Origin of the sequence: Streptomyces sp. NPDC048290, assembly GCF_040652095.1 — a bacterium.
Classification (GTDB): Bacteria; Actinomycetota; Actinomycetes; order Streptomycetales; family Streptomycetaceae; genus Streptomyces.
On the sequence record NZ_JBEZLM010000054.1, the window covers coordinates 1 to 19,985 of the forward strand.

The window sequence follows — 19,985 nt, forward strand, 5'->3', positions numbered from 1 at the left end:
ACGGACGCTGCTCACCCCTCTTCATGCCCAGGCTAACAAGCCGTCAGACTCACACATTCCAAGGGGTTGAGTGCCATTTAGTTAGGAGTTCTAAGCGACGGTCGGTCCGCAGACGGATCTCGTCGTATGGGGGCATGTCGGTGTGGAACAGCGGAGTGAGCCCGCGCCCCGCGCCGGTCAGCGCCTCCTCCCGCTCTGGCCGCGTCAGGGCGTGCTGGATCATCACTGTGTTGATCAGGCCGAGGGCGGACTGGAGGATGTGCAGGCACAGCCTGCTCCCCGCGCCGGTTGGTCGCCAGCAGCACTTCTGATGTCAGCCGCCGGTGGAGCGGTCCGTGTCAGTCCCACCAGAGCACGACAAGAAGACCCCGGCGGGAGGCGGCATGGTAGAACTCGCGCAGGGCGTTGAAGTGTCCCAGCGCATACTTCTTCGGGCCACCGACGATCTCGTCTGCGCCTTTGCCGATCAAGGTGGCGGCCTCGGCTTCGTCTGCCGGCAGGGCGGCAAGGAGGGCCGGGAAGTCGATCTGCCCGAGCAGTTCCGCGATGCGATCCACTTGAGCCGCTGAGAGGGCCGTGGGGGCGGGCCCGAAGGGGGCGACGGCGTGCGGAGGCGTGTTGAGGAAGGCCAGGCCGATGGCGGTCTCGCCCTCGAGAGCTTGCCGGAGAGCACTACGACGAGCGTCGTCGAGCCCTCCCAGCGCGCAGATCCGTTCGATCAGCAACCCCGCCCAGTCCAGGTCGAGGACGTCCGCGGACGGTGGATCCCAGAGCGGATCTCCATCCGGCGACGCGTTGGCGGACTGGCGGCAGGAGGCGAGATACTCCGCCGGAATACGGGCGAGCTGCTGGGTGACGGCCATGACGGCAGTAACTCCACGACGTCCACCGGCTCTTCCTGCCTGGTCTTGTTGGTGGGAATCCCGGGCCGCTTGCCACTGACCGGGCGCCGTCTGCTCATTCGGCCCAGGCGTCCGGGCCGCTCGGCGCTGACAGCCCGTCACTGCCCCCACCCGTCACCCGTACACGCACCGACTGCCGGCCTCAGACGTGGGCATCGGCCCAGAACGTGCCGTACGCGGCGGCCGTGCCGGGGGCGGGCGCCGCGCCGAAGTACGGAGGCTTGTCCATGGCCTGCGCGAAGAGGCCGAGCCCCTCCAGGAACACCGCGTACGCCTCGTCCGGGGTCGCCCTGGCGGTGGTGAAGACGGGCGGCAGATCCTCGTGGTAGAGGCGGAAGTCACGATGGAGCAGTGTCATGCCGAAACGCTCGGGCTGTTCGAACATCGCGCTCCCGGGATACGGGACCAGCCCGAACAGATACGTCGCCTGTAACAGATCCTCGGCGATCAGCCCGCACACCCAGTCGATGCTGCGGCGCATGTCGTCCGGACTCTGGTCGGGAAAACCGTTGACAGTGAATGCACAGGCGGCGAGCCCGGCGTCCCGCACCTTCTTGAGCGTGTCCTTGACGGCACCCAGTTTCATATGGTGCTTATGCGTCTCGTGGCTTTCCTGGACCCCCGTCTCCAGTCCGATCTCCACCCACTGGCAGCCGCTGGACCTCAGTTTGTGCAATATCCTTTCGTCGGTGAGGCAGTTCAGCCGGGTCTGGCAGTCGTAGTTGATGCCGCCTTCCTGTTCCAGCATCTCCAGGAGTTCCAGGGTATGTTCCGGGTGCAGGGTGAAGGTCTCGTCACCCCAGTAGATGTTGTGGTGATTTCCGTAGTGTTCCCGGTAGGCGCGTATCTCGTCGCGGACGCGGTCCAGCGGGAAGTAGTCGGGCCGTCGCCCTATCGTCTGGATCGTACAAAATGTGCACTTGTACGGGCAGCCCAGGGCATACACCTGGCGCAGATAGCGAATGTCCTCGCCGGTCCCGGACGGAAAGAGGTCCACCTTGGGGAAGGGAATCTCGGCGGGCGCGAGATCGCGGTAGCGGCGTGAGGTCCGCACCGGTGCGCCGTCCGGGCCGCGGTGGACGAGGTGACCGACGTCGGACACGTCGCCCCCGGCGGCCAGGGCGTCCAGCAGCGCGGGCAGCGCCTGCTCACCGCGCTCCACGACGACGTAGTCGACCGATGGGTGGGCGGCGACCTCGTGGGCCAGCGGCGTCGCGGCGACCCCGCCGAAGACCACGACCGCGCCGGGTAGCACCCGCTTGACGGCGTCGGCGATCTCATAGGCGTAGCAGAGGTTCACCGTCATCGGCGAGAACAGGTACACGTCCGCGGGCTGCGCGCGTACGGCTGCTTCCACGATGTCGGAGGCCATGGTTCCCGGCGCGCTGAACGCGTTCGGTTCGGTGTAGAGGTCCACCACCCCTAGGTCGGTGAAGTCCCGGGCGACCAGCACTCCGGCGAGCCAGAGCATCCAGTGCGGCAGCTCCCACATGTTGTTCTTCATGTGCCTCAGACCCGGATAGGCCGCATGATACTGAATATCGAAGTTCTGCCAGAAACCCTGGCGCTGGGGGACGGGGACGGTGGACATGGGGGTGTGGACGAAGGCGACCCGCATTTTCCCTCCTCGCAGAATCCGGCACCGGCCCGTGACCACAACCGGAACCGACGCAGATCCTAGAGGGGACCAGCGGTGGCATGGCAATGGCCGGAAGGGTAGGAGGGGCCACCCGAAAGGCCGTTGACGACCACACGGTGAGCGGATTTACCGGGAATCACAAACCCCACTGCGAGGCGAGCGGCCCGCCGACCTGTCCGCAATAGATCCGCCCCCGTCGCACGAGCATGTCCGTCATTGCCCCACCGGACCTTTCCTCTACCCCATCAGGCGATCGCCTGGCGGGCAATCCGCGAAGCTGCATAGATGGTTCCGTGCCCTCTATCCACGATCAAGGAATTCAACGAACGGACCCTCTTGGAATCCCCCAAGAAGTCCCCCGCACCACGGATCGAGGAGCGCAGCGAAGAGCCGGTCAGGAAGTCCCGCGCAGTGCTCACCCCGCGCCGCTCCGCCCCGGCCGCGCCCCGATCACCGGTCGGCACACCGCGACCGGCACAGCCACCCCCGGGGCACCGCATCTCATGGCCGTGCTCGCCCTGGTCGCGGTGACCGCGGTCTGGGGCTCCACCTTCCTGGTCATCCAGGACTCGACCCAGCGGATGCCGGCTCTTGACTTCGTCGCCGCCCGCTTTCTGATCGGGGCACTGGTGCTGGCCGCACTGCGGCCACGGGCGGTGATCTCCCTCGACCGGGCGGGCTGGAGCCGGGGTGCCGCGCTCGGCCTCGCCCTCGGCGGCGCCTGCATCCTCCAGGCGCTCGGACTGCAACGCACCTCGGCGACCGTCTCCGCCTTCGTCAGCGGAACGTTCGTGGTCTTCACCCCGTTCCTGTCGGTCCTGGTGCTGCGCCGCAAGGTCACACCGGTGACCTGGGCGGGGACCGCGCTGGCGACGGCCGGCCTGGCCCTGCTCAGTCTGCGCGGACTCACCCTGGGCATCGGCGAGACACTCACCCTGGGCTGCGCCCTGTGCATCACCCTCCAGCTCCTCGGAACCGACCTGTGGGCGGACGGCCGCGACGCCTGCGGTCTCGCGCTCGCCCAGATGGTGACGGTGGCCCTCGTCGCGGCGACTGCCTCGGCTGCGTTCTCGCCCCACGGCCTCACCCTCGTACCGCCCGACCGGTCCGCCTGGTTCGGGGTGCTCTGGACAGCGGTGCTGGCGACCGCCGCCGCGCTGGTCCTCCAGACGTGGGCCCAGACCAGACTCAGCGCCGCCCGAGCAGGCCTCATCATGACACTGGAACCCGTCTTCGCCGCCCTCTTCGGCCTGCTCGCCGGTCACCATCTGTCCACCCGCCACGCGTTCGGCTGCGCCCTTGTCCTCATCGCGATGGTGGTGGTGGAGTACCGGTCCGGCCGGCGGAGCCGGGGGCGGCACCGGAGACAGGGCTGAGCGCCCACGCCGCCATCGCTGTACTCACCGCGCTCCTGGCCCGTTGGGAACGGCTGCGGCTGAGTGCGCTGCGCCGGGAGCCTACGTTCGGCGAAGACCGTCCCTGGGCCGGGTGGAAGGAGCACGCTCGTGGCCGAGCTTGTCCGGCAGTACCGTCTCGAAGCCGATGTGAGCTTCCGCGCCTTCGGTCTTCAGGAGTCCGACGAGCCGACCTGCCCACGCCCTTCCCGGACGAGTTCGAGCACGGCGTGTTCCTCAACGCCTTTCCCGGGTGCCGGTCACACTCACACCGCCCTGGTCGACGTCGAGGTGTGGGACGGACAGCCACCGGAGCGGGACCCCTCCGGCTGGGACGAGCGGAGCGTGGCCGACTCCGTGTCGTCCAGCGGAGAGGTCGCCGTGTGGCCCATGAGCACGGGGCGCACCGGGGACGCTTTCGCGCTGGGCGAGCCCGGCCGATGGCGGGTACGTGCGGGCTGCACCGGGCGGGCGCAGGCCCCAGCGCTGTCAGAGGACGAGGGAACGGGCCAGGGCGTGCAGCGCCATCTCGTGGAGTTCTGGCACCTGTCCGGTCACACCGGTACGGACAAGTGAGTGCCGCACACCAGCGACGACCTGAGGGCGGTCAGCAGCAACCTGCGCGTCCACGGGGCGCTGCACACCGCCGTGTGACGGCGTCGTGCGGTGGCTGCTTCGGACCGGCGGGTCTGCGGCAGCCACCGCCGGGCGTCCCACCGGGTGGCGGGGCTCAGGGGCGGGTGGTGACGTATCTGGACGGAGATCCGCCTGGGTCACCTCCGGCTCCAGGGCGTTCACCGAAGGCGGATCAGGCTCCTCGTACGCGTCCTCGTACGCGTCCTCGTACGCGTCATGCGATGCCCGTGTCATGACTGATCAACGTGAGATCGCCATCGTCCGCCGGCCGGGTCAGGCGCGTTCCCGTCCGGGACGGACCGGTAGGTCTGCTCGCGGCCCACCATCGGCAGGTGCAGGCCGAGAAGGGTTTGCCCGTCGACGGTGTGGAGGGCGGGACATCGCGTCCAGCCTGGTCGGCGTCGCGCTGGTGCATGCCGCGGAAAGCGGTGTCCGTGCGGTGCGGCTGTCGGTGCAGAGGTGGCGGACCGACGCCATCGCCCTGTACGAGCGGCTCGGATTCACCATCACGGAGGCGTGGGACGAGCGGGACCAACTGGTCTGTATGGAGCGCGCGGTGTGAGAAGCCACGGCCATTCGTTGACGGGCATCTGCCAGAGGATCTCTCCCCGGCAGAGATCCGCCCCCTACCAACGGAAAGTCCGGCGACCCGAGGGGATCGCTCGACTACGGTGGCGCGGGGAGGTGGACTCGTGTCCTGGCCATCTGTGATCATCCTTGTCCCCGCGGAGCGACGCCCGTCGCTCGAAGGGCGACTCCGTTGCCTTGACCTGGTGCCGGATCCCGTGACGGGCGGCGAGAAGCTGCACCAGCACGGGTACGCGTACTACCTCGACCTCTCCGGCGGGATACTGGCGGACTACGAGCCGGAGGAGCTCGTAGAGGTGCGGTCCCGGATCGGCGAACCGTACGCGGTCTATGTGTCGTGCCAGTCCATGGACGCGGCACGGGCCTTTCTCCGCGATGTCCTGCCCGGTGTGGACGGTCTTCTCGACACCAACCACCACGAGATCCTTCCGGCGCACGAGTTCCTCATGCTGCTGGACCGATACCCCGGATGGGACTGGCGTCGCCAACCGAGCACAGACCTCCCGTAGTCCGGTCGGCCGACGCCCGTCTCTCGGCGCAGGGAGCCATGTCGAGTCCGCGGCAGCAGATGAGGGTGCGTGTGGGGCTGGTGAAGGCGATCAAGTGCACCCGCCTTGTGTTCGTGGCGGTGGAGTCGGCGGCGGCCGGCCAGCCTGGCCGTGGTCCTTTTCGATCGTCCGGCGGTGTCGTTCGAGTCACTGCGACATATCCACCGGGAGGTCACTGCTGTGGAGGTGCCCGCCGACCGCGGAGTGCGGGAAGGGGCGGGCGGTTGCCGCTGCCGGGCGGAGGCGGCTTCGCCGGAGCTTGCACGGTGCGGGCGAGGGGCGGCTTGCATGGCCGTGAGGTGCGGATATGACCGACCCGGTGCCCGCAGCGTCGCCGCTCCCGCTCGCTGCCCGTGTGACTGAGCACCTGGTCCAGGAGCTCAGACGCCGCCGCTGAGGACCTGGGCATCGACTTTGGCGTCGGTATGGGCAACCGCCCGCCGGGACGTGCGGCTGGCCGTGGCACTCGCGGGCCGGGAACCGGATGCCTCTGAGGAACGCGGCCGGATAGCGCGGGCGGAGTACCTGCGTCTGCTCGCGCTCGGGATGGCTCCTTCGCGCGCCGAACTGGTCCTCGGCCGTACCTTCAGCGCGCTGCGCGGCGAAGATCCGGTATTCATGGCCGCCTGCGATGCGGTCAGCGCGGCTTCCGAGGCGTTCGCCTGCACTGGGCAGGTCCGGCTGACCCCGAAGAGGATCGCCGGCTCCCTGAACACGCTGGGCCGGCCCGCGGCGGCTGCGGTACTCACTGGGTGGATGAGGCGGCCGTGGACCCCGCGGGGATCGCGGCGCCAGGTCAGGTACTGTGCGCGGTCGAACGGGTGTTGGGTGTATCGGAGCCGGCGCCGAGTCCGGACACATGGTTGGGCGGGACGGCCGGGAAGGGACGGGACGTGACGGACGGGGAGATCCCTGAGATGGGCCAGGTGTGGACGCCGGAGCTGCACCGCTCGGTGATGGCACGGCTGCGAGCCGCCCCCGGGCCGAGGACCCGCACCGTCGACGCGTACGTCTCCGCCGCCCGCAGCACGCCTGGGACGTATCGGTCGGGGCGGCGCACGGAGCTGCGCAACGACCGGGAGGTCGTGGAGAGCGTCGATCACTGGGTCGGCCGCTGGGCGGAGGGGGCCGACACGGAGGCAGCGGTACGCATCCTGGGCTACGGGGTCCAGGCCGCGGTGCGCCAGTACGACCGGGGCCGGGCAGCCGCGTGGTACGCGCTGTGGCGCCGGCACAAGGCGGGGCGGGCGCTGCGCAAGCACCGCGGGTTCCACACCTTCAGGGAGGGCGGTGTGGACGACTGCCCGGACTGTGTCCGGGACATGGACCGGCTCGCCACCGGCGCGTTCGACCGGGCCGCCGCCGAACTGCTGAGGGCGGACACACCCGCCGCCGACTGGACGGAACAGGCGGTCGAACTGGTCGCCTGGGCCACCGCGCGGCACCATCCGGCGTTCCGGCTGTTCTCCGAGCCCGACGGCGCCCGGGTCTGGTACATCGACCTGTTCCGCGCCGAGGTCATCGTCTTCGACGGCCGGGCCAGCACGGCGTCACCCGTGCCGTTCACGCTGAACCCCGCCGACGACACCGACTTCGTCGCCGAGGCGACCGGATGCGACCAGCAGGTGGTGGCCTTCTCGGGCAAGCACGCCTACCGGGCGGCACGGCGCTACGGGCGCCATGTCCTGCTCATGGAGGGCACGTACTACTCCTCGCGCGGTCAGGCCGAGATGAGCTACTCCCTCTGGCTGTCCCCGCCGACGGCCGAGGAAGCGGCCGGGCTGGTCGGGCACTTCGCCGGCTCACTGCCACGCTCGTTCCGGCAGGTTCCGGCCTGGTCGCACCCCCGGCGCGGGTCGCTGATGCGCCGCTACAGCGGTGAATACGCCGTCGGGGTGTGGGGCGACGGCTGGGTGACCGGACAGCACGGCGCCCGCGCCGACCGCGAGTTCGCCGACGAAGCGCAGGCCATCGCCGCGCTGGAGGCACAGGAACTCGCGTGGCTCAAGGCCGGGAAGGTACTCGACAACCTCTACCTGCGTATGCCTGACGCACGGCTCGGCCCGCCGGGCGAGGCCACGTGACACCGAACGTCGCTCTCCGGCCGGACCGGACCGGTCAGTCACCCGCCGACCGGTCGCATGGAGCACCGCGTTACAGCCCCTGGGAGCCGGTGCCGTGGGCGAGGCGCCGACTACGGCGGTCGGTGAGCGCATGCGAGCGACCTGAGCTTGTCCCTTTTCTTCCAGTCTCGAACGGCGGTGTCTCGTACTGGGTCGCTCGCCTGGGGGTTCGCCGGACGTGGGGGCGGCCCTCGTCTGGCCATGTGCTCCGACCAAGATGCACGTGACCACGACGAGGGCCGTGAGGGTGAGTCTGCTGCCTGATGCCGCGGGGAGGGAGGCGTTCGCGGAAGCGTCACGCCTCCGGGCAGACCACCAGCGCCGGGCCGCTGACGGCGGCGGGGTGCGGGCCGGCATCCAGCCCGGCCCATGTCCCGCCCGTCGGGGCTCGGCGCCGGGGTGTCAGCGCGCTGCGCCCGCGTTCGCTTCGGCCGGTATGTCGTCTGTGCGGCGGTCCCGCAGATGCTTGCGCTCGGCGAACAGGCCGCCTGCGGCGCGGAGTTCGTGGTACGTGCCGCTTTCGGCGATGCGTCCGTCGTGGAGGACGATGACGCGGTCTGCGACGGCGGCGTTGGCGAGGCGGTGGGTGATGAACACGGTCGCGGCGCGGCCGTGGGCGAGGGCGCGCAGGCGGGTGAAGAGCTGGTGTTCGGCGCGGGCGTCGAGGGCGGAGGTGGGTTCGTCCATGACGACGATGGGTGCGTCGCGGTGGAAGCCGCGGGCGATGGCAGGGACGATCGGCCGCGCCCGCCTGCGCCGGTCGAGCCAGAAGCAGGAAACCTCATCAGGCGGCTGTGCAGCCAGGCCCTCGCGGACTCGGCGGGGTCAGGGCGATGGTGCGGAAAGGCGCCACCTCCCGGCTCGGGGCCCGGTGTTGCCGTCCTCGTCCTGGTCTATTCCGGCATACCGCGATAGGGCTCTCTGCGCGCGTCTCCGGGCCGTCGTACGCTGATACGCTCCCCGCGCATAGGACATGCACAGGTCATTTGGGGCTGTTGGGGTGACAGCTGTTCAGGGTCGAAGGGCCCGGGGGGTTTCGTGCAGAGCTACTGGATCGTACGTCGTCGTCTGTCCGGCCGGGGAGGCACGGCCATGGCGGCGGCCGTTGCGCTGACCGCGGGTGCGCTGGCTGCCGTGCCGGCAGCGGCGGCGCCGGCCGTCGGCGGGGACGGGATCGTCCTGCCCGCCGCGGACCGGTACTTCCCGCGCAACCCGGTGTTCGGGGGCTTCGGGGACACCGGCGTACTGTCGAGCCCGGAAGGCACGGCCGGTTTGCTCTGGACCGACTACGCGACGGGCCGGACCAGGGAGGTGACCGAGTTCGCCGGTACGGAGCGGCCCAACGGGCTCGCCCAGTCGGACACGACGTACACCCTGTCGACCGACGCCGAGGGGCGACGCGTCGTCCAGTTCCGGGCGATCGGCTCCGGCGCGGACAAGGGCACGATCACCGTTCCGGCCGGGATGGGGTACTCCGGTACCGCGGGCGAGGGCGTCGTCGTCGCCTACCGGGGCGGGGCCGCCGACAGGCGTGAAGTACACCTGCTGAAGACGACGGCCCAGGGCGGCACCAGCGACACGATACTGACCGGCTGGCCCGTCGGCGCGAAGCTCCTCGAGGTGAGCGAGCGAGACGACCGCTCGCTGCTCATGCGCTACCGCGTCCCCACCGAGGACCCCGCGGTCTTCCTCAACCAGCTCGTCCTCGTCGATGTCCGCGACGGAACATGGGCCAGGGTGTTCAGCCCCTACGACGCGCGTTCGGCCCGACTGCCCGTGCTGAGTGAGGACTACGTCGGCTGGTGGTACCCGGGAAGCGGGGCGCGGCTGCTGCGCCGCGACGCGCTCGACGGGCCGGTGACCGTGGTTCCTCCCCAAGGCACCGAAGACATGTCCGAGTTCACGGTCATCGGTGACCACGTCGTGGTGGCCACCTTCGGGGACGGGCCCCGTGCCGTGCTCACCAGACCCCTCACCGACGCCGGTGAGTGGCGCACGCTGCTTGCGCGGATGCAGGGCTGGATCTGGCCGTCGCCGGACGGGTCGGCCATCGTGCCCGGCGGTCCCGACAAGAGGGACTGGGGCGTGCACCGGCTCTCCGAAGGGCCGGACGGGCAGATCGCCGTCCGGGAACTGATGGACCTGCCGCCGCTGCCCGCGCCCGTCGACGGGCTGTCACTGGCGGGCGGCACTCTGGCCTGGACCGACCAGACCTCGCCCCCGGGCTACGACGTCATGTTCAACACGCGTACGGTGTCCGCCGGACCGGTCCCCCAGGCAGGACCGGTCCGGCAGGCCGGCGGCTGGGTGAAGCCGTGTCAGTCTCACTACGACTGCGTCCGGCTGGTCGGGGCCGGTGACGGGTCCGTCGTCTACTCCGACTGGGACACCACCCAGTGGGTCCACCGCCGTACGCCCACGGGCGAGGTCCAGACGCTGACGGTGCCCGGCTTCTTCGGCGAGGTCGAGGCTGCGGCGGGACGGTACGCGCTGTTGTCCGGCGGCGCGAACAGGAAGCAGTTCGTCGTCGACTGGACACAGTCCAAGGTCGTGTCGACGCGCACGGCGAACGCCGCCACCGTGTGGGACGGACAGCTGTGGACGACGACGGCCACGGCGGGGCACCTGTCGGTGAGCCGCCTCGGGTCGACCGTCCCGGCGGTCGCGGTCAGCATCGGCTCGGGCTGCGTACCCAGCGAGCTACAGGTCAACGGCCGGTTTGTGTACTGGGCCTGCGCCGCGCAGCGCAAGGCCGGGGTGTTCGACCGCTCCCGGGGGCGATCGGTGGCCGTGCCGGTGGGTGACGCTCTGCTGGCCGACGGGTTCCTGGTCCGCCACGACAACGCCCGCGGCAAGCTGGTACGCACCGATGTCCGCTCCGGGCGTGCGGTCACCGGCGACATCGCCGATCTGCCCGCCCCGTCCAACCTGTGGCCGCAGGGCACGACCTCGGACCGCCGCACCGGCTGGACCCTCGACCCGTACGGGAACCAGGTGGCGTTCGTCGACACCGAAGAGCGCATCCACGTCCTCACCGCGGGTTCCCTCGCGACGCCGGTCCGGCGGGACCACGCCGGGCGGGACGGCATCGGCGACCTGCTCACCCTCAGCTCCTCCGGCACCCTGACGTTCCAGCAGGGCACGGGCCGGGGCACGTTCTCCGGGACGGTCAGCGGCAGCGGCTGGGCGACCGGCACCCTCCCGGTGCCCGTCGGGGACCTGAGCGGGGATCGCTGCAACGACGTCCTGGTCCGGCTGAGCAGCGGCACCCTGCGGCTGTACCGGCCGGCCTGCGGGGCGGCGCTGAAGCCGCCGACGCCGTACACGACGCTGGGCACCGGCTGGAACCAGTACGACGTCCTCACCTCCCCCGGTGACATCACCAAGGACGGCCGCCCCGACGTGATCGCCCGCAACGCTTCCACCGGCGCGGTGTACCTGTACAAGGGCGCACCCGGCGGCAAGCTCGCCGCGCGCGTGAAGATGCACGACAACTGGAAGACGTACAAGAAGATCGTCGGGGCCGGGGACCTGAACGGTGACGGGATCGGCGACCTCATCGCGCAGGACAAGTCGAACAACCTGTACCGGTACTTCGGGAAGGGCAACGGCACTCTCGGCCCGCGGACGAAGATCGCCGCGGGCTGGGGCTCCTCGTACAACCGGGTCGTCGGCGTCGGGGACATCACCGGCGACGGCAAAGCCGACCTGATCGCCCGGGACACCGCAGGCAATCTCTTCCGCCAGTCCGGCCACGGCAACGGGACCTTCGCCGCCCGCGTGAAGATCGCCACCGGCTGGCAGAACTACAAGGGAATCTTCTAGCCAGCTCGCCATGCACCCCGGCGTGGAGAGGCAGAGGCAAGGCACATCCGCGGCGCCTCCCCCCCCGCCGTGCCGGGGAACGGTCCACCACATGACTGTGTGATGGACCGTTCCCCCACCAGGATTCGCCGGGAGCCGCTCCGGGAGTCGATCTGCTCCCCAAGCGCACTCACCGCCTGAACGTCCCGCCGCCCGCTGTCCGGTGCCGCCAGGCACGCCTTCAGCCCCTACAGCCCCTCGTGGATCGACTACCAGCGCACTGAACCGCATTGTTGTCCCCGGCCCGCGCAGTGCTCCAGACTCTCAGCAAGAACTGAGCAGCATGTCCCGCCCTCCAGAATCCTCTGCCGCACCACCATCGGGATCGTCGCCGGCGGACACGGCTCTCCGGTGCACCCACTGCTCCCCGGACTGAAGGGTCTCGGATCTGGCAGCAGCGGGCGATCTTGAGCGCTGCGGACACTCACGAGATGTGACGTGATGGTCGTGTCGTGCGGTACCACCGGAAGACGGGAGTGAGGAACCGTGCTCTTGATCACCGGTCGTTAGACTCCCGGGGGTTCGGGTGCTGTCGGTGTAGTGGAAGGCCGAGCCGTGGAGGATGACGTTTGGGCGGGCTGGCCGGAACGGTGGGCCGGCACGGACTGCGATGTGCGGGCGGCATTGGGTGCGGTCCCGCGGGAGGTCAGGGACGGGTTCGGGTATGACGAGGTGCCCTGGCAGCGGTTCCCGCACTTCTACGGGCCGGGCGAGGAGATCCCCGGCCTGCTCGCCACGCTCGCGTCAGGGGACGCCGAAGCTGCGGAAAGGGCCGTGGAGCAGCTGTGGGCCAGTCTGCATCATCAGGGCGGCACGATCGCGGTGGGAGCACTCGCGGTGCCGTTCCTCCTGCGGATCGCGACGACCGGGCACCCCGGGCTCCGTGCCCGGACCCTTCGCCTGATCGCCGAGATCGGCCGGTGCCAGCACATGGGCGACGGATCACGCGAAGGCCTGCTCCAGGTCGCCGAGGACCCGTCGGTGATCGACGGCAGCACGATGTGCCCGGTGGACTGGACGGTCCAGGCCGCCCGCCAGGCCGTCACGGACGACCTGCACCTACTGCTCCCGCATCTGTCCGGCCCCGACCCCGAGGTCCGCTCCGTGACCGCCTACGTCCTGGCGGCGGCAACCGGCGAGCATTCACGTGTCTCCCAGGCCCTGCACCTCAGGCTGGCGAAGGAAGCCGATGCGGCGGTCCGGGTCAGCCTGATCCTGGCCATCGCCCAACTCGCCCGCGAACACCAGGACGACCGCGCTCCCTGCTGGGCCCGGGGCCTCTGGTCGGACCCCACCCGACCGCCCGAGGTCCGCATCGGCGCCGGCCTGGCCTGGCTGAGCCTGGTCACCGACCCCGCCCCGGACGAACTCCGCGCCTTCCTCACCGGCCCCGGCGTCCGCCCGTACGACAACCTGCTCCAGCCGGTGCCATGGCTCACCTGGAGCGGCCCCACCGACGCCGGGCTGCGCGGCTGCATCGATGAAATGCTCACGACGAAGGCCAGGATGTGACGTGACCTCTCCTCGTCCTCCACCTCAAGACAGAGGCTTCCATGTCCTCTGGTCACCTCCACCTGTCCACCGGCGCTCCTCGTCTGCCGGGCCGCGCGCCGTCCGCCCCGCAGTACGGCACTGCGCCGTCAGCGCGATGTTGTCAGCATGCCGCTGTGCCCGCGAGAGCGAGAGGCATGACGCACGCTGAGGGTCCGGCGCGACCGCCCAGGCCGGTCCCGTACATGATGGACGAGGAACAGGCCCGCCTCACCGAGCAATACACGGACGCCGCCGACGAGATCCGCTACCGCACGCCGCACGTGTCGATCACCGCGCTGCTGCACGCGGTCCACGCCCATCAGGCCCGCCGCGCCTTCGCCTGTGACCCACGCTGGCGGGAGATCGCGGGCGTCACGGAACTGCCTGAGGACCGTGCCGACGACGGCGCAGCCGCGCTCGCGCTGCTCCGGGTGGCCCGCGACGACACGGGAAGCGACGGTGAGCCGTCGTCGAGCCCCAATCTCCGTACGTGACGGCCGATCCGGACCGACGACCGTCAGCACGGGGGGACGCATAGCTCCAGCGAACTCGCGGACTGTCGGCAGGAGGCGAGACACTCCGCTGGAATGCGGGCGAGTTGCTGGGGACGGCCATGACAGCAGTATCTCCACGACGTCCACGAGTTTTTCCTGCGTGGCCTTGTCGCCAGGCGATGGCCCGTAGCTGTCAGGAGGGGTAAGGGGCGGGCTCAGACTTCCTCGCGGTCTGCTGCTGCGGCCCAGCGACGGATGTGTGGGTCGGGATGGGCCCCGGCGGAAGTGAGTGTGCTTTCGAGTAGTTCGTGCAGGTGTGGCGGGTATGCCGCGCGGGAGGCAGGCAGGCCCAGTAGGACACGGTGGCGTATCCGCAGGTCGGTGGATTCGGCGAATACCCGCAGGGATGCCTCCAGCCAGGCGGCCTTGATGTCCTGTGACTCGTCCAGCGCGGGATCACGTACCCCGCCGGGTCCGTACGCCGGAGACCGGTCTGCACGCAACGGCACATGGGCGCAGTACCAGGCCCGCATGGCACCGGCTCGCTCGGCATCCGTACCGAACTGCAGGTAGTCGACCAATGCCGCCATCACACGGCGGCGCCCGAACGCGTAGACCGCCGGCTCGACGAACCAGCGGCAGAAGCTGGGATCCGGGTCGTACACGGCTGCCGCCATCAGGGGGACGAACCACTCGTCGGGCAGACTCGCACGTCGGAGCAGGGGCTTGCGCACCGCATGGGCAAGGTGGCGGGCATGCCGGTCCTCCGGCTCCATACTGACGTCTCCGACGCCCAGCATCTGGGCCAGCTCTGTCACGCATGTCAGGAATGAAGGCGGTTCTATGCCGCTCTGCTCGTCTTCAGCCACGGCAGCATTCTGGACCGGCCACATCGGCAGGCATAGGCCCGATGGCAGCCGGAGGAGAGTTCCGGCCGAGCGCCGCACGTGGGTTATCTGCTTTCCCATCGGCCACCGCTTCGCCCCGGGACTCTCCTCCCCGAACGCTGCGGGCAGCCACTACCCGCCCGGGAGGCCCGAGTTCCAGTGAGGTCCGGGCCGTTGGCGGCGGCAGAGGCGGAACCAGAATCGGCAGGCTGGGCTGGTGTGTGCAGATGTACGGTGGGTGTCTGAGAAGCAGGATCCCAGGTGGGAAGCGGTGAGCGTGGAGGGTTTTGAGATCTATGCCGCACCGGTGGAGGGTGAGGCGGATGCGGCGTGGGAACGGCAGCTCGCCGAGGATGTCTCTGGAGTGCTTCATGCACCAGAGGTGACGCTGAGCGGCGCGATGTACCAGGTGAGAACTCCCCACGCAGCTGCGATCATCATGCTGCTGCCCGCAGGGGGTGAGTGGGTCTGGCCAGTCTTCGAGAGCCACCCCATTGCCATTGATCTCTACTATCGGGGGGACTGCCCGGAGTGGAAGAGCTCTGAGGAGCTGGCGCGGTACGTCTACCGGCAGCTCGACAAGCTGTCCACGTATGAACTGCTCCTCGTCCACGACTTGGAATCGTATGTCGACGGAAACTTCCGCTTTCCCGAACGACGGCGGATGGCCAGCTCTCCCAGAGAGTGACGTCGGCTTCAGGGCTCGCCCCGGCCGAGGGCCCCACTACTCAAGCCGCCCGCGTATGTGTGGCTGGACTCCGCGCACGGATGTGGAGGCTGCGACGGGCGAATGTCTGGACCTGGACAACGACCCCGATGCCGGTCCCGAGCACAGCGCCGCCGTACGCATCGGTGTCCCGCACGCCGAGTACGTCTACGGCTGCGGCGAGACCGGGAGATGGCAGCGTGAGCGTCGAGACTGGCTGCCTCGGGAGTGGCCGTCTTCCCGCTGCCGCCCGGTGGCCGGGTGCCCCAACCCGGCTCGCAGCAGCGGGCCAGTTCCGACCCCGGGCACATCCGCGCCACCTGGCCCGAAGCCGCGAACGTCGGGGTGGCCCGCCGACCATCCGGTGAGCACGGTCTGGTTGTGCTCGACATCGACGGCCGCAGCGGCGAGGCCCAGTTCCGCGGCATGTGCCGGGCGGCGGGGGAGCCCTGGTCGCGCAGCACGACGGTCCGTACCCGGCACGGCCGGCATCTCTACCTGTGGGCGCTGACACGGATAGCCCTTCAGCATCCCGCCATTGGTCGTAGACATCCCAAGCTCGGTGAGCTCGATCGGACGACCCGACGAGAGGACTGTGTGGCTCAGGGACATGCCGACACCCCATGTGCATGATCCACTTCCGATAGGCGCCCTTGGTAGCCGAACCCTGCCCTACTGAGGTCGCATCAGGTGCAGGTCCTCACCCCACGCGTCCAGTACTTCTTCGTGTCCGGTCTGCCGGGCAGCTGCTTCGACCTGGGCGAAGAGGCGGCGCTGTGCGGATGCGTCGCCCGTGGCTGAGATGTGGTTCACAGCGCCGAGCAGCAGCTCGGTGTTCCAGTCGGGCAGCGGGAACCGGGTGAGTTCCCATTCCAGGTACTTGTTGTAGGGGCGGGGTCGCCGGTCCAGGGCGAAGAGCAGCTCCAGCAGGAACCTGATGCTGTCGGCGGCGTCGAGCCGGGCCGCGAGGGCCTTGCCGTCGCGGTCGTTCTTCACGGAGCGGTAGAGGGAGTTGGCGTAGGCGTCGAGCCATGTGTCTGCCTCGTGGAAGGCTTCGTCGGCGGCGAGCTGCGCCTTGTCGGCCAGGATCTGGGCGATGACTCCGCCGGACCGGTCGAGCACGATCCGGGCTCGGGCGAGGGCGTATCGCTCGAAGCCGGGCATCCCGGCGGCGCGGAACTCGCCGAGGGAGACGATGACGAGGTCGAGCTCTGGGGTGCGGTGCCCTGCGAACCTGGTGAGTTGCGTTCTCGCTCCATCAGCGAGTACGACGTACAGGTCGTGGTCGGAGTGCTCGGTGGTCATGCCTTCGTGTGCCTGGGAGCCTTTGAGTACAAGGCCGACGACGGCCGGATCGGCGGCGGCGAGTTCGACGAACGCGTCGTATGCGAGGTGTTTCTGATCGGGCATTGAGTGATCTCCGGTGACGTGGTGACGGGTATGGCAGGCGGGCGCCCCGGCTCACCTGGGGCACCCGCACCGTCCGCAGCGGTCTTTGACCGCTGCCCGGAAGGTCAGCGCACGTGCGGACTCTACCCTTGGTCCGGCCGACCCAGGCGACGTCAACCCCAAGCTCATCGGCTTCCCGATCCTCGACCCCAACCCCATGCGCCTGCACGTGCAGTGCCCCGGCGGCCCCGGCATCACCGGCGTCGACAGGGTTCTGCGGGGCACCGACGGTGAGGCACGGCCTGGAGCGATGGTGGGATCGATCCTCATCCCGGCGACCACGCGATCGTTGGCTCAAAGGGGAACGAATTCGGCACGCTCTGACTCTCTCCCCGGAGAGGGTGCTCGCTTCGGGTGCGTTGCACGAACGCGGTGCCTGGGTGTTGATGGCGTCGCCCTGGAGGCGATGGAGCGTCTGGAGGGTGCCGGACTCGTGCCATGGGAGAACCTGCGAGAAACCGACCCTCTCGCGGTAGCCCACCCCGCCAGGCTCCGGCGCACTCTTGCGCCCTTCTTGCTCCGGACTTTGACAGTCTTCTCCCCGGAGTGACGAAGGCGATGATTCCTGGGTGGGGGTGGCAGGGGTGAAGGGGAACCAGTTGCCGGTCGGGCCGGTGCGATTTGGCGGGCGATCGTGGACGGTGGCGCACCGCGCTGGTCTGGCGTTGCTCGTGGGTCTGGTGTCGTCCGCGTGTTACGTGTCCACGGACTACGACCGCTATCCGGAGGGGAAGCTGGTCCCGGACGCCGGGCTGGTGCGGGTGTGGTCGGGTGCGGGGGCGGAACTGTCGCTGAGAGCCGACGCCGCTTTCTCGGCCTCCGCGCTCCCTCTGGAGTACTTCGAGTGTGGCTCGGCGGGGATGCGGAAGAAGTCCGGGCGGGGCATGTGGAGCACGATCACGGGCAGTGGCGCCACGTCGGTACTGATCCGCTTCGAGGACGGCTGTGAGGCCTCCCTGACGGCCGGTAGATCCGAGGAGGACGAGACCGTTCTCTGGGCAGGTGGGTCACAGGATCGTGACCCGCTGATCCTTCGTTGAAAGGAGCGGTCTGTCCCGCGGAGATGGTTCGCACGCGTGCCGGTGCTGGCCCGAGTCCGGGGCCATCGGCGTGGGCGGAGTGGCATCTCATACGGGGCGCCGCTCACCGCACGGGGCCGGTGTCGCGCTTGCTGTACTCAGCAGCCGGCAGCCGGCCCGGATGCGCCCGCGGCCTTTCCGAGGATTTTGCGGACCGTGTTGCGTGACAGTCCCGTCAGCCGGGCCGTTTCCGCTTCCGAGATCCCCGTCGCTGCGGCTTCCCGTACGAGACTGTCCCGCTGTGCGACAACGTCCCCGTATGCGATCAAGGCGCACCTGGTGTTGTCCTGTGCCGTCTCGGGACTCCACGGCCAGGTGGTTCGGCTGTCCGGGCAGGGTCGAACGGCAGCGCAGCCAATGACGTGTGCGCGGGTGAGGGAGGGTTGCGCCTGGGCGGAGGGCCTTGTCCCACCGCGAGTCGGCGGGGATCATGACCGCGTGCAACGCCGAGAGGAACTCCACGAACTGCTCCCATGCGCCGGACTCACGTTTGTCGAGGACGTGCGCCCTGGCAGTCTGTTCCCGCCGGAGGCCGGCTGGCGGATCGCGCGGGGGATCGCGGCGCCGGACGACCCGGCCGGGGAAGCGCTCGACGCCGAGTGGTGGCGCCGCCTCGCAGGTGCCGACGGCGAGTTCCTGGTGGCCGTCCTCGGACATCGGATCGGCGGCAACGACTCCCGGTGGACCCGGGTCCGCTACGCCGGCGGCGGCGTGCCGGGGCTGACAGGCCTTCCCGGGTTCGTGGCGCTCTCCCTCGACGGGCAGGTGCTGCTGGCGCAGGTGCCTGGCACGGACGGGCCTCGGGTGACGGCCCTCGACCGACTGCCGGAACGGCTGGAGGAGGCCGCCACGGCCGCCGGGAGCGAGACGGAGACCGACCGCGCCGAGGTGTGGGCGGCGGTGCCCGGCCGGCCGGCATGGCCTTCGCACTGGGCGAAGGGGATCGGGTCGAGTCCGGCCGCGCCGGACGAACTGCTGATCCGGCTGCTGGATGTGGAAGTGAGCTTCCTGTACGGCTGCGACCGGCCCGCCGTACTCGACGCCGCCGTGGCGCATCCCGATCCGCGGGTGCGCTCGGGGCCCGCGGACACCTTCCGGCCCAAGCTCACACCCGGTCAGTGGGTACGCCTGGTCCGCGCCGAACCGTCACCGAGCCGGCGAGTGCTCTGGGCTGAGCACGCCTGCGCCCGGGGCGTCGAACTCCCCGGGGACCTTTACGACGACCTCCTCGCCGGCCCGTCCCGCGCACAGGCCGCCGAACTCCCGGGCCTGCCCGCACACCACCTCCCCAGCCTCGCGGCCGACGCCGATCCCCGGATACGGGCGACTGTCTGCGCCCGGTGGGAAGACCTCGCCGCGCCCCTGCGGGAGCGACTCCTGGCCGACACCGACGACACGGTGCGCACGGCGGCGCTGCTCGCCCACCACACCAGCGTCCCCATGCCTGGCGCGGTCTTCGCCGCGCTGCCCGCGCCCCGGCGCGCGCTCGAACAGTGCCGTCTCTCACCCGCTCTGGAGGCGGAGCTGGTCCGGGACGGGGACGCGAAGGCACGCCGGGCACTGGCCGCCAACCCGGAGCTCAGCGCCCACAGCGTCGCCATCCTGGCCGAGGACCCGTACGACGACATCCGCTCGGCGGTGGCACTGCGGCCCGACCTCAACGAGGAGCAGCGTGCCGCGGTGCGCTACGACGTCGACCCGACGACGCTGTCGCACACTCTGCCCTGGGTCGAGGCCCTGCACGGTGACACCGACGCGATGCGCCGCCTCGCCGAATCGTCCCATCCGCTCATCCGCCGCAGCGTGGCCCGAGCCCGGCACCTTCCACCGGACGTCGTGGAGCGTCTGGCCCGGGACGAGGACCGGACGGTCCGCCTGTTCCTCGCCGAATCGTGCGATGACGCCCCGGCCGAGATGCTGCTGGAGGTCTGGCGCTGGTGGGACGGCAGCTTCACTCACCCCGACCGCCCCCGCGGCCACCCCAACTTCCCCCGCACGGGCCTGCTGCGCTATGCCGACGCCCCCGCCGGGCGGATGCGCCGCCTGGCCCTAGGGGGTGTCTGACGGATCTCCGTGGCGTCGCGACGCCCGGCACGCACTCTCGCCGCACCGGACAAAAGCCCTAGTAGCTCCGCTACGAGGG

Annotated in this window: 16 protein-coding genes and 1 pseudogene; 12 read left to right on the plus strand and 5 right to left on the minus strand. The window is 70.0% G+C overall.

What is annotated here, in order from left to right:
• Positions 1–338: 338 nt before the first annotated feature.
• A complete protein-coding gene (locus AB0D49_RS41450) occupies positions 339–863 on the minus strand; it encodes a DUF1877 family protein (protein ID WP_362769363.1) in 525 nt (174 codons plus the stop codon).
• A 181-nt stretch (positions 864–1,044) separates the two neighbouring features.
• Positions 1,045–2,520 carry a radical SAM protein gene (locus AB0D49_RS41455; protein WP_362769366.1) on the minus strand — a complete coding sequence of 492 codons (1,476 nt, stop codon included), beginning with the start codon at positions 2,518–2,520 and terminating at the stop codon, positions 1,045–1,047.
• A 524-nt stretch (positions 2,521–3,044) separates the two neighbouring features.
• Here AB0D49_RS41455 and AB0D49_RS41460 point away from each other — a divergent pair.
• The 5 genes from AB0D49_RS41460 to AB0D49_RS41480 all read left to right on the plus strand — a co-directional run bounded on the left by AB0D49_RS41460 (position 3,045) and on the right by AB0D49_RS41480 (position 7,791).
• A complete protein-coding gene (locus AB0D49_RS41460; RefSeq protein ID WP_362769369.1) occupies positions 3,045–3,917 on the plus strand; it encodes a DMT family transporter in 873 nt (290 codons plus the stop codon).
• A gap of 129 nt (positions 3,918–4,046) precedes the next feature.
• Positions 4,047–4,511, plus strand: a complete 465-nt coding sequence (locus tag AB0D49_RS41465) for a hypothetical protein (protein ID WP_362769372.1) — start codon at positions 4,047–4,049, stop codon at positions 4,509–4,511.
• Positions 4,512–4,980: 469 nt separating this feature from the next.
• Positions 4,981–5,133 (plus strand): hypothetical protein, encoded by a 153-nt coding sequence (locus AB0D49_RS41470; protein ID WP_362769375.1) that lies wholly within the window; start codon positions 4,981–4,983, stop codon positions 5,131–5,133.
• A gap of 211 nt (positions 5,134–5,344) precedes the next feature.
• Positions 5,345–5,668, plus strand: a complete 324-nt coding sequence (locus AB0D49_RS41475) for a hypothetical protein (protein ID WP_362769378.1) — start codon at positions 5,345–5,347, stop codon at positions 5,666–5,668.
• 932 nt (positions 5,669–6,600) lie between these two features.
• Positions 6,601–7,791 (plus strand): hypothetical protein, encoded by a 1,191-nt coding sequence (locus tag AB0D49_RS41480; RefSeq protein ID WP_362769381.1) that lies wholly within the window; start codon positions 6,601–6,603, stop codon positions 7,789–7,791.
• Between the two features lie 441 nt (positions 7,792–8,232).
• On the opposite strand, the gene AB0D49_RS41485 is transcribed toward AB0D49_RS41480, so the two are convergent.
• The gene (locus AB0D49_RS41485) at positions 8,233–8,517 is read right to left on the minus strand and encodes a hypothetical protein (RefSeq protein WP_362769384.1); all 285 of its coding nucleotides are present in this window, start codon (positions 8,515–8,517) and stop codon (positions 8,233–8,235) included.
• Between the two features lie 405 nt (positions 8,518–8,922).
• Here AB0D49_RS41485 and AB0D49_RS41490 point away from each other — a divergent pair, with 405 nt between their 5' ends.
• The 3 genes from AB0D49_RS41490 (at position 8,923) to AB0D49_RS41500 (ending at position 13,721) form a co-directional block, all read left to right on the plus strand.
• Positions 8,923–11,655 carry a VCBS repeat-containing protein gene (locus AB0D49_RS41490; protein ID WP_362769387.1) on the plus strand — a complete coding sequence of 911 codons (2,733 nt, stop codon included), beginning with the start codon at positions 8,923–8,925 and terminating at the stop codon, positions 11,653–11,655.
• A gap of 594 nt (positions 11,656–12,249) precedes the next feature.
• Entirely contained in the window at positions 12,250–13,206 is a 957-nt protein-coding gene (locus AB0D49_RS41495; protein ID WP_362769390.1) for a hypothetical protein, read from the plus strand.
• A gap of 176 nt (positions 13,207–13,382) precedes the next feature.
• Complete coding sequence (locus tag AB0D49_RS41500; RefSeq protein WP_362769393.1) at positions 13,383–13,721, plus strand: hypothetical protein; 339 nt, start codon at positions 13,383–13,385, stop codon at positions 13,719–13,721.
• Between the two features lie 215 nt (positions 13,722–13,936).
• Here AB0D49_RS41500 and AB0D49_RS41505 read toward each other — a convergent pair whose 3' ends face one another.
• Positions 13,937–14,590, minus strand: coding sequence for a hypothetical protein (locus tag AB0D49_RS41505; RefSeq protein ID WP_362769396.1), 654 nt, complete (start codon positions 14,588–14,590; stop codon positions 13,937–13,939).
• Positions 14,591–14,846: 256 nt separating this feature from the next.
• On the opposite strand from AB0D49_RS41505, the gene AB0D49_RS41510 reads away from it, so the two are divergent.
• Both AB0D49_RS41510 and AB0D49_RS41515 read left to right on the plus strand, forming a co-directional pair.
• Entirely contained in the window at positions 14,847–15,296 is a 450-nt protein-coding gene (locus AB0D49_RS41510; RefSeq protein WP_362769398.1) for a hypothetical protein, read from the plus strand.
• Between the two features lie 231 nt (positions 15,297–15,527).
• Positions 15,528–15,806: pseudogene (locus AB0D49_RS41515) on the plus strand (bifunctional DNA primase/polymerase); the annotation flags it as partial.
• A gap of 180 nt (positions 15,807–15,986) precedes the next feature.
• On the opposite strand, the gene AB0D49_RS41520 reads toward AB0D49_RS41515, so the two are convergent.
• Positions 15,987–16,724, minus strand: a complete 738-nt coding sequence (locus AB0D49_RS41520) for a hypothetical protein (protein ID WP_362769401.1) — start codon at positions 16,722–16,724, stop codon at positions 15,987–15,989.
• A gap of 623 nt (positions 16,725–17,347) precedes the next feature.
• On the opposite strand from AB0D49_RS41520, the gene AB0D49_RS41525 reads away from it, so the two are divergent.
• Together AB0D49_RS41525 and AB0D49_RS41530 are read left to right on the plus strand one after the other, a co-directional pair.
• Positions 17,348–17,803, plus strand: coding sequence for a hypothetical protein (locus AB0D49_RS41525; protein ID WP_362769404.1), 456 nt, complete (start codon positions 17,348–17,350; stop codon positions 17,801–17,803).
• Positions 17,804–18,280: 477 nt separating this feature from the next.
• Positions 18,281–19,906, plus strand: a complete 1,626-nt coding sequence (locus AB0D49_RS41530) for a hypothetical protein (protein ID WP_362769407.1) — start codon at positions 18,281–18,283, stop codon at positions 19,904–19,906.
• Positions 19,907–19,985 lie beyond the last annotated feature (79 nt).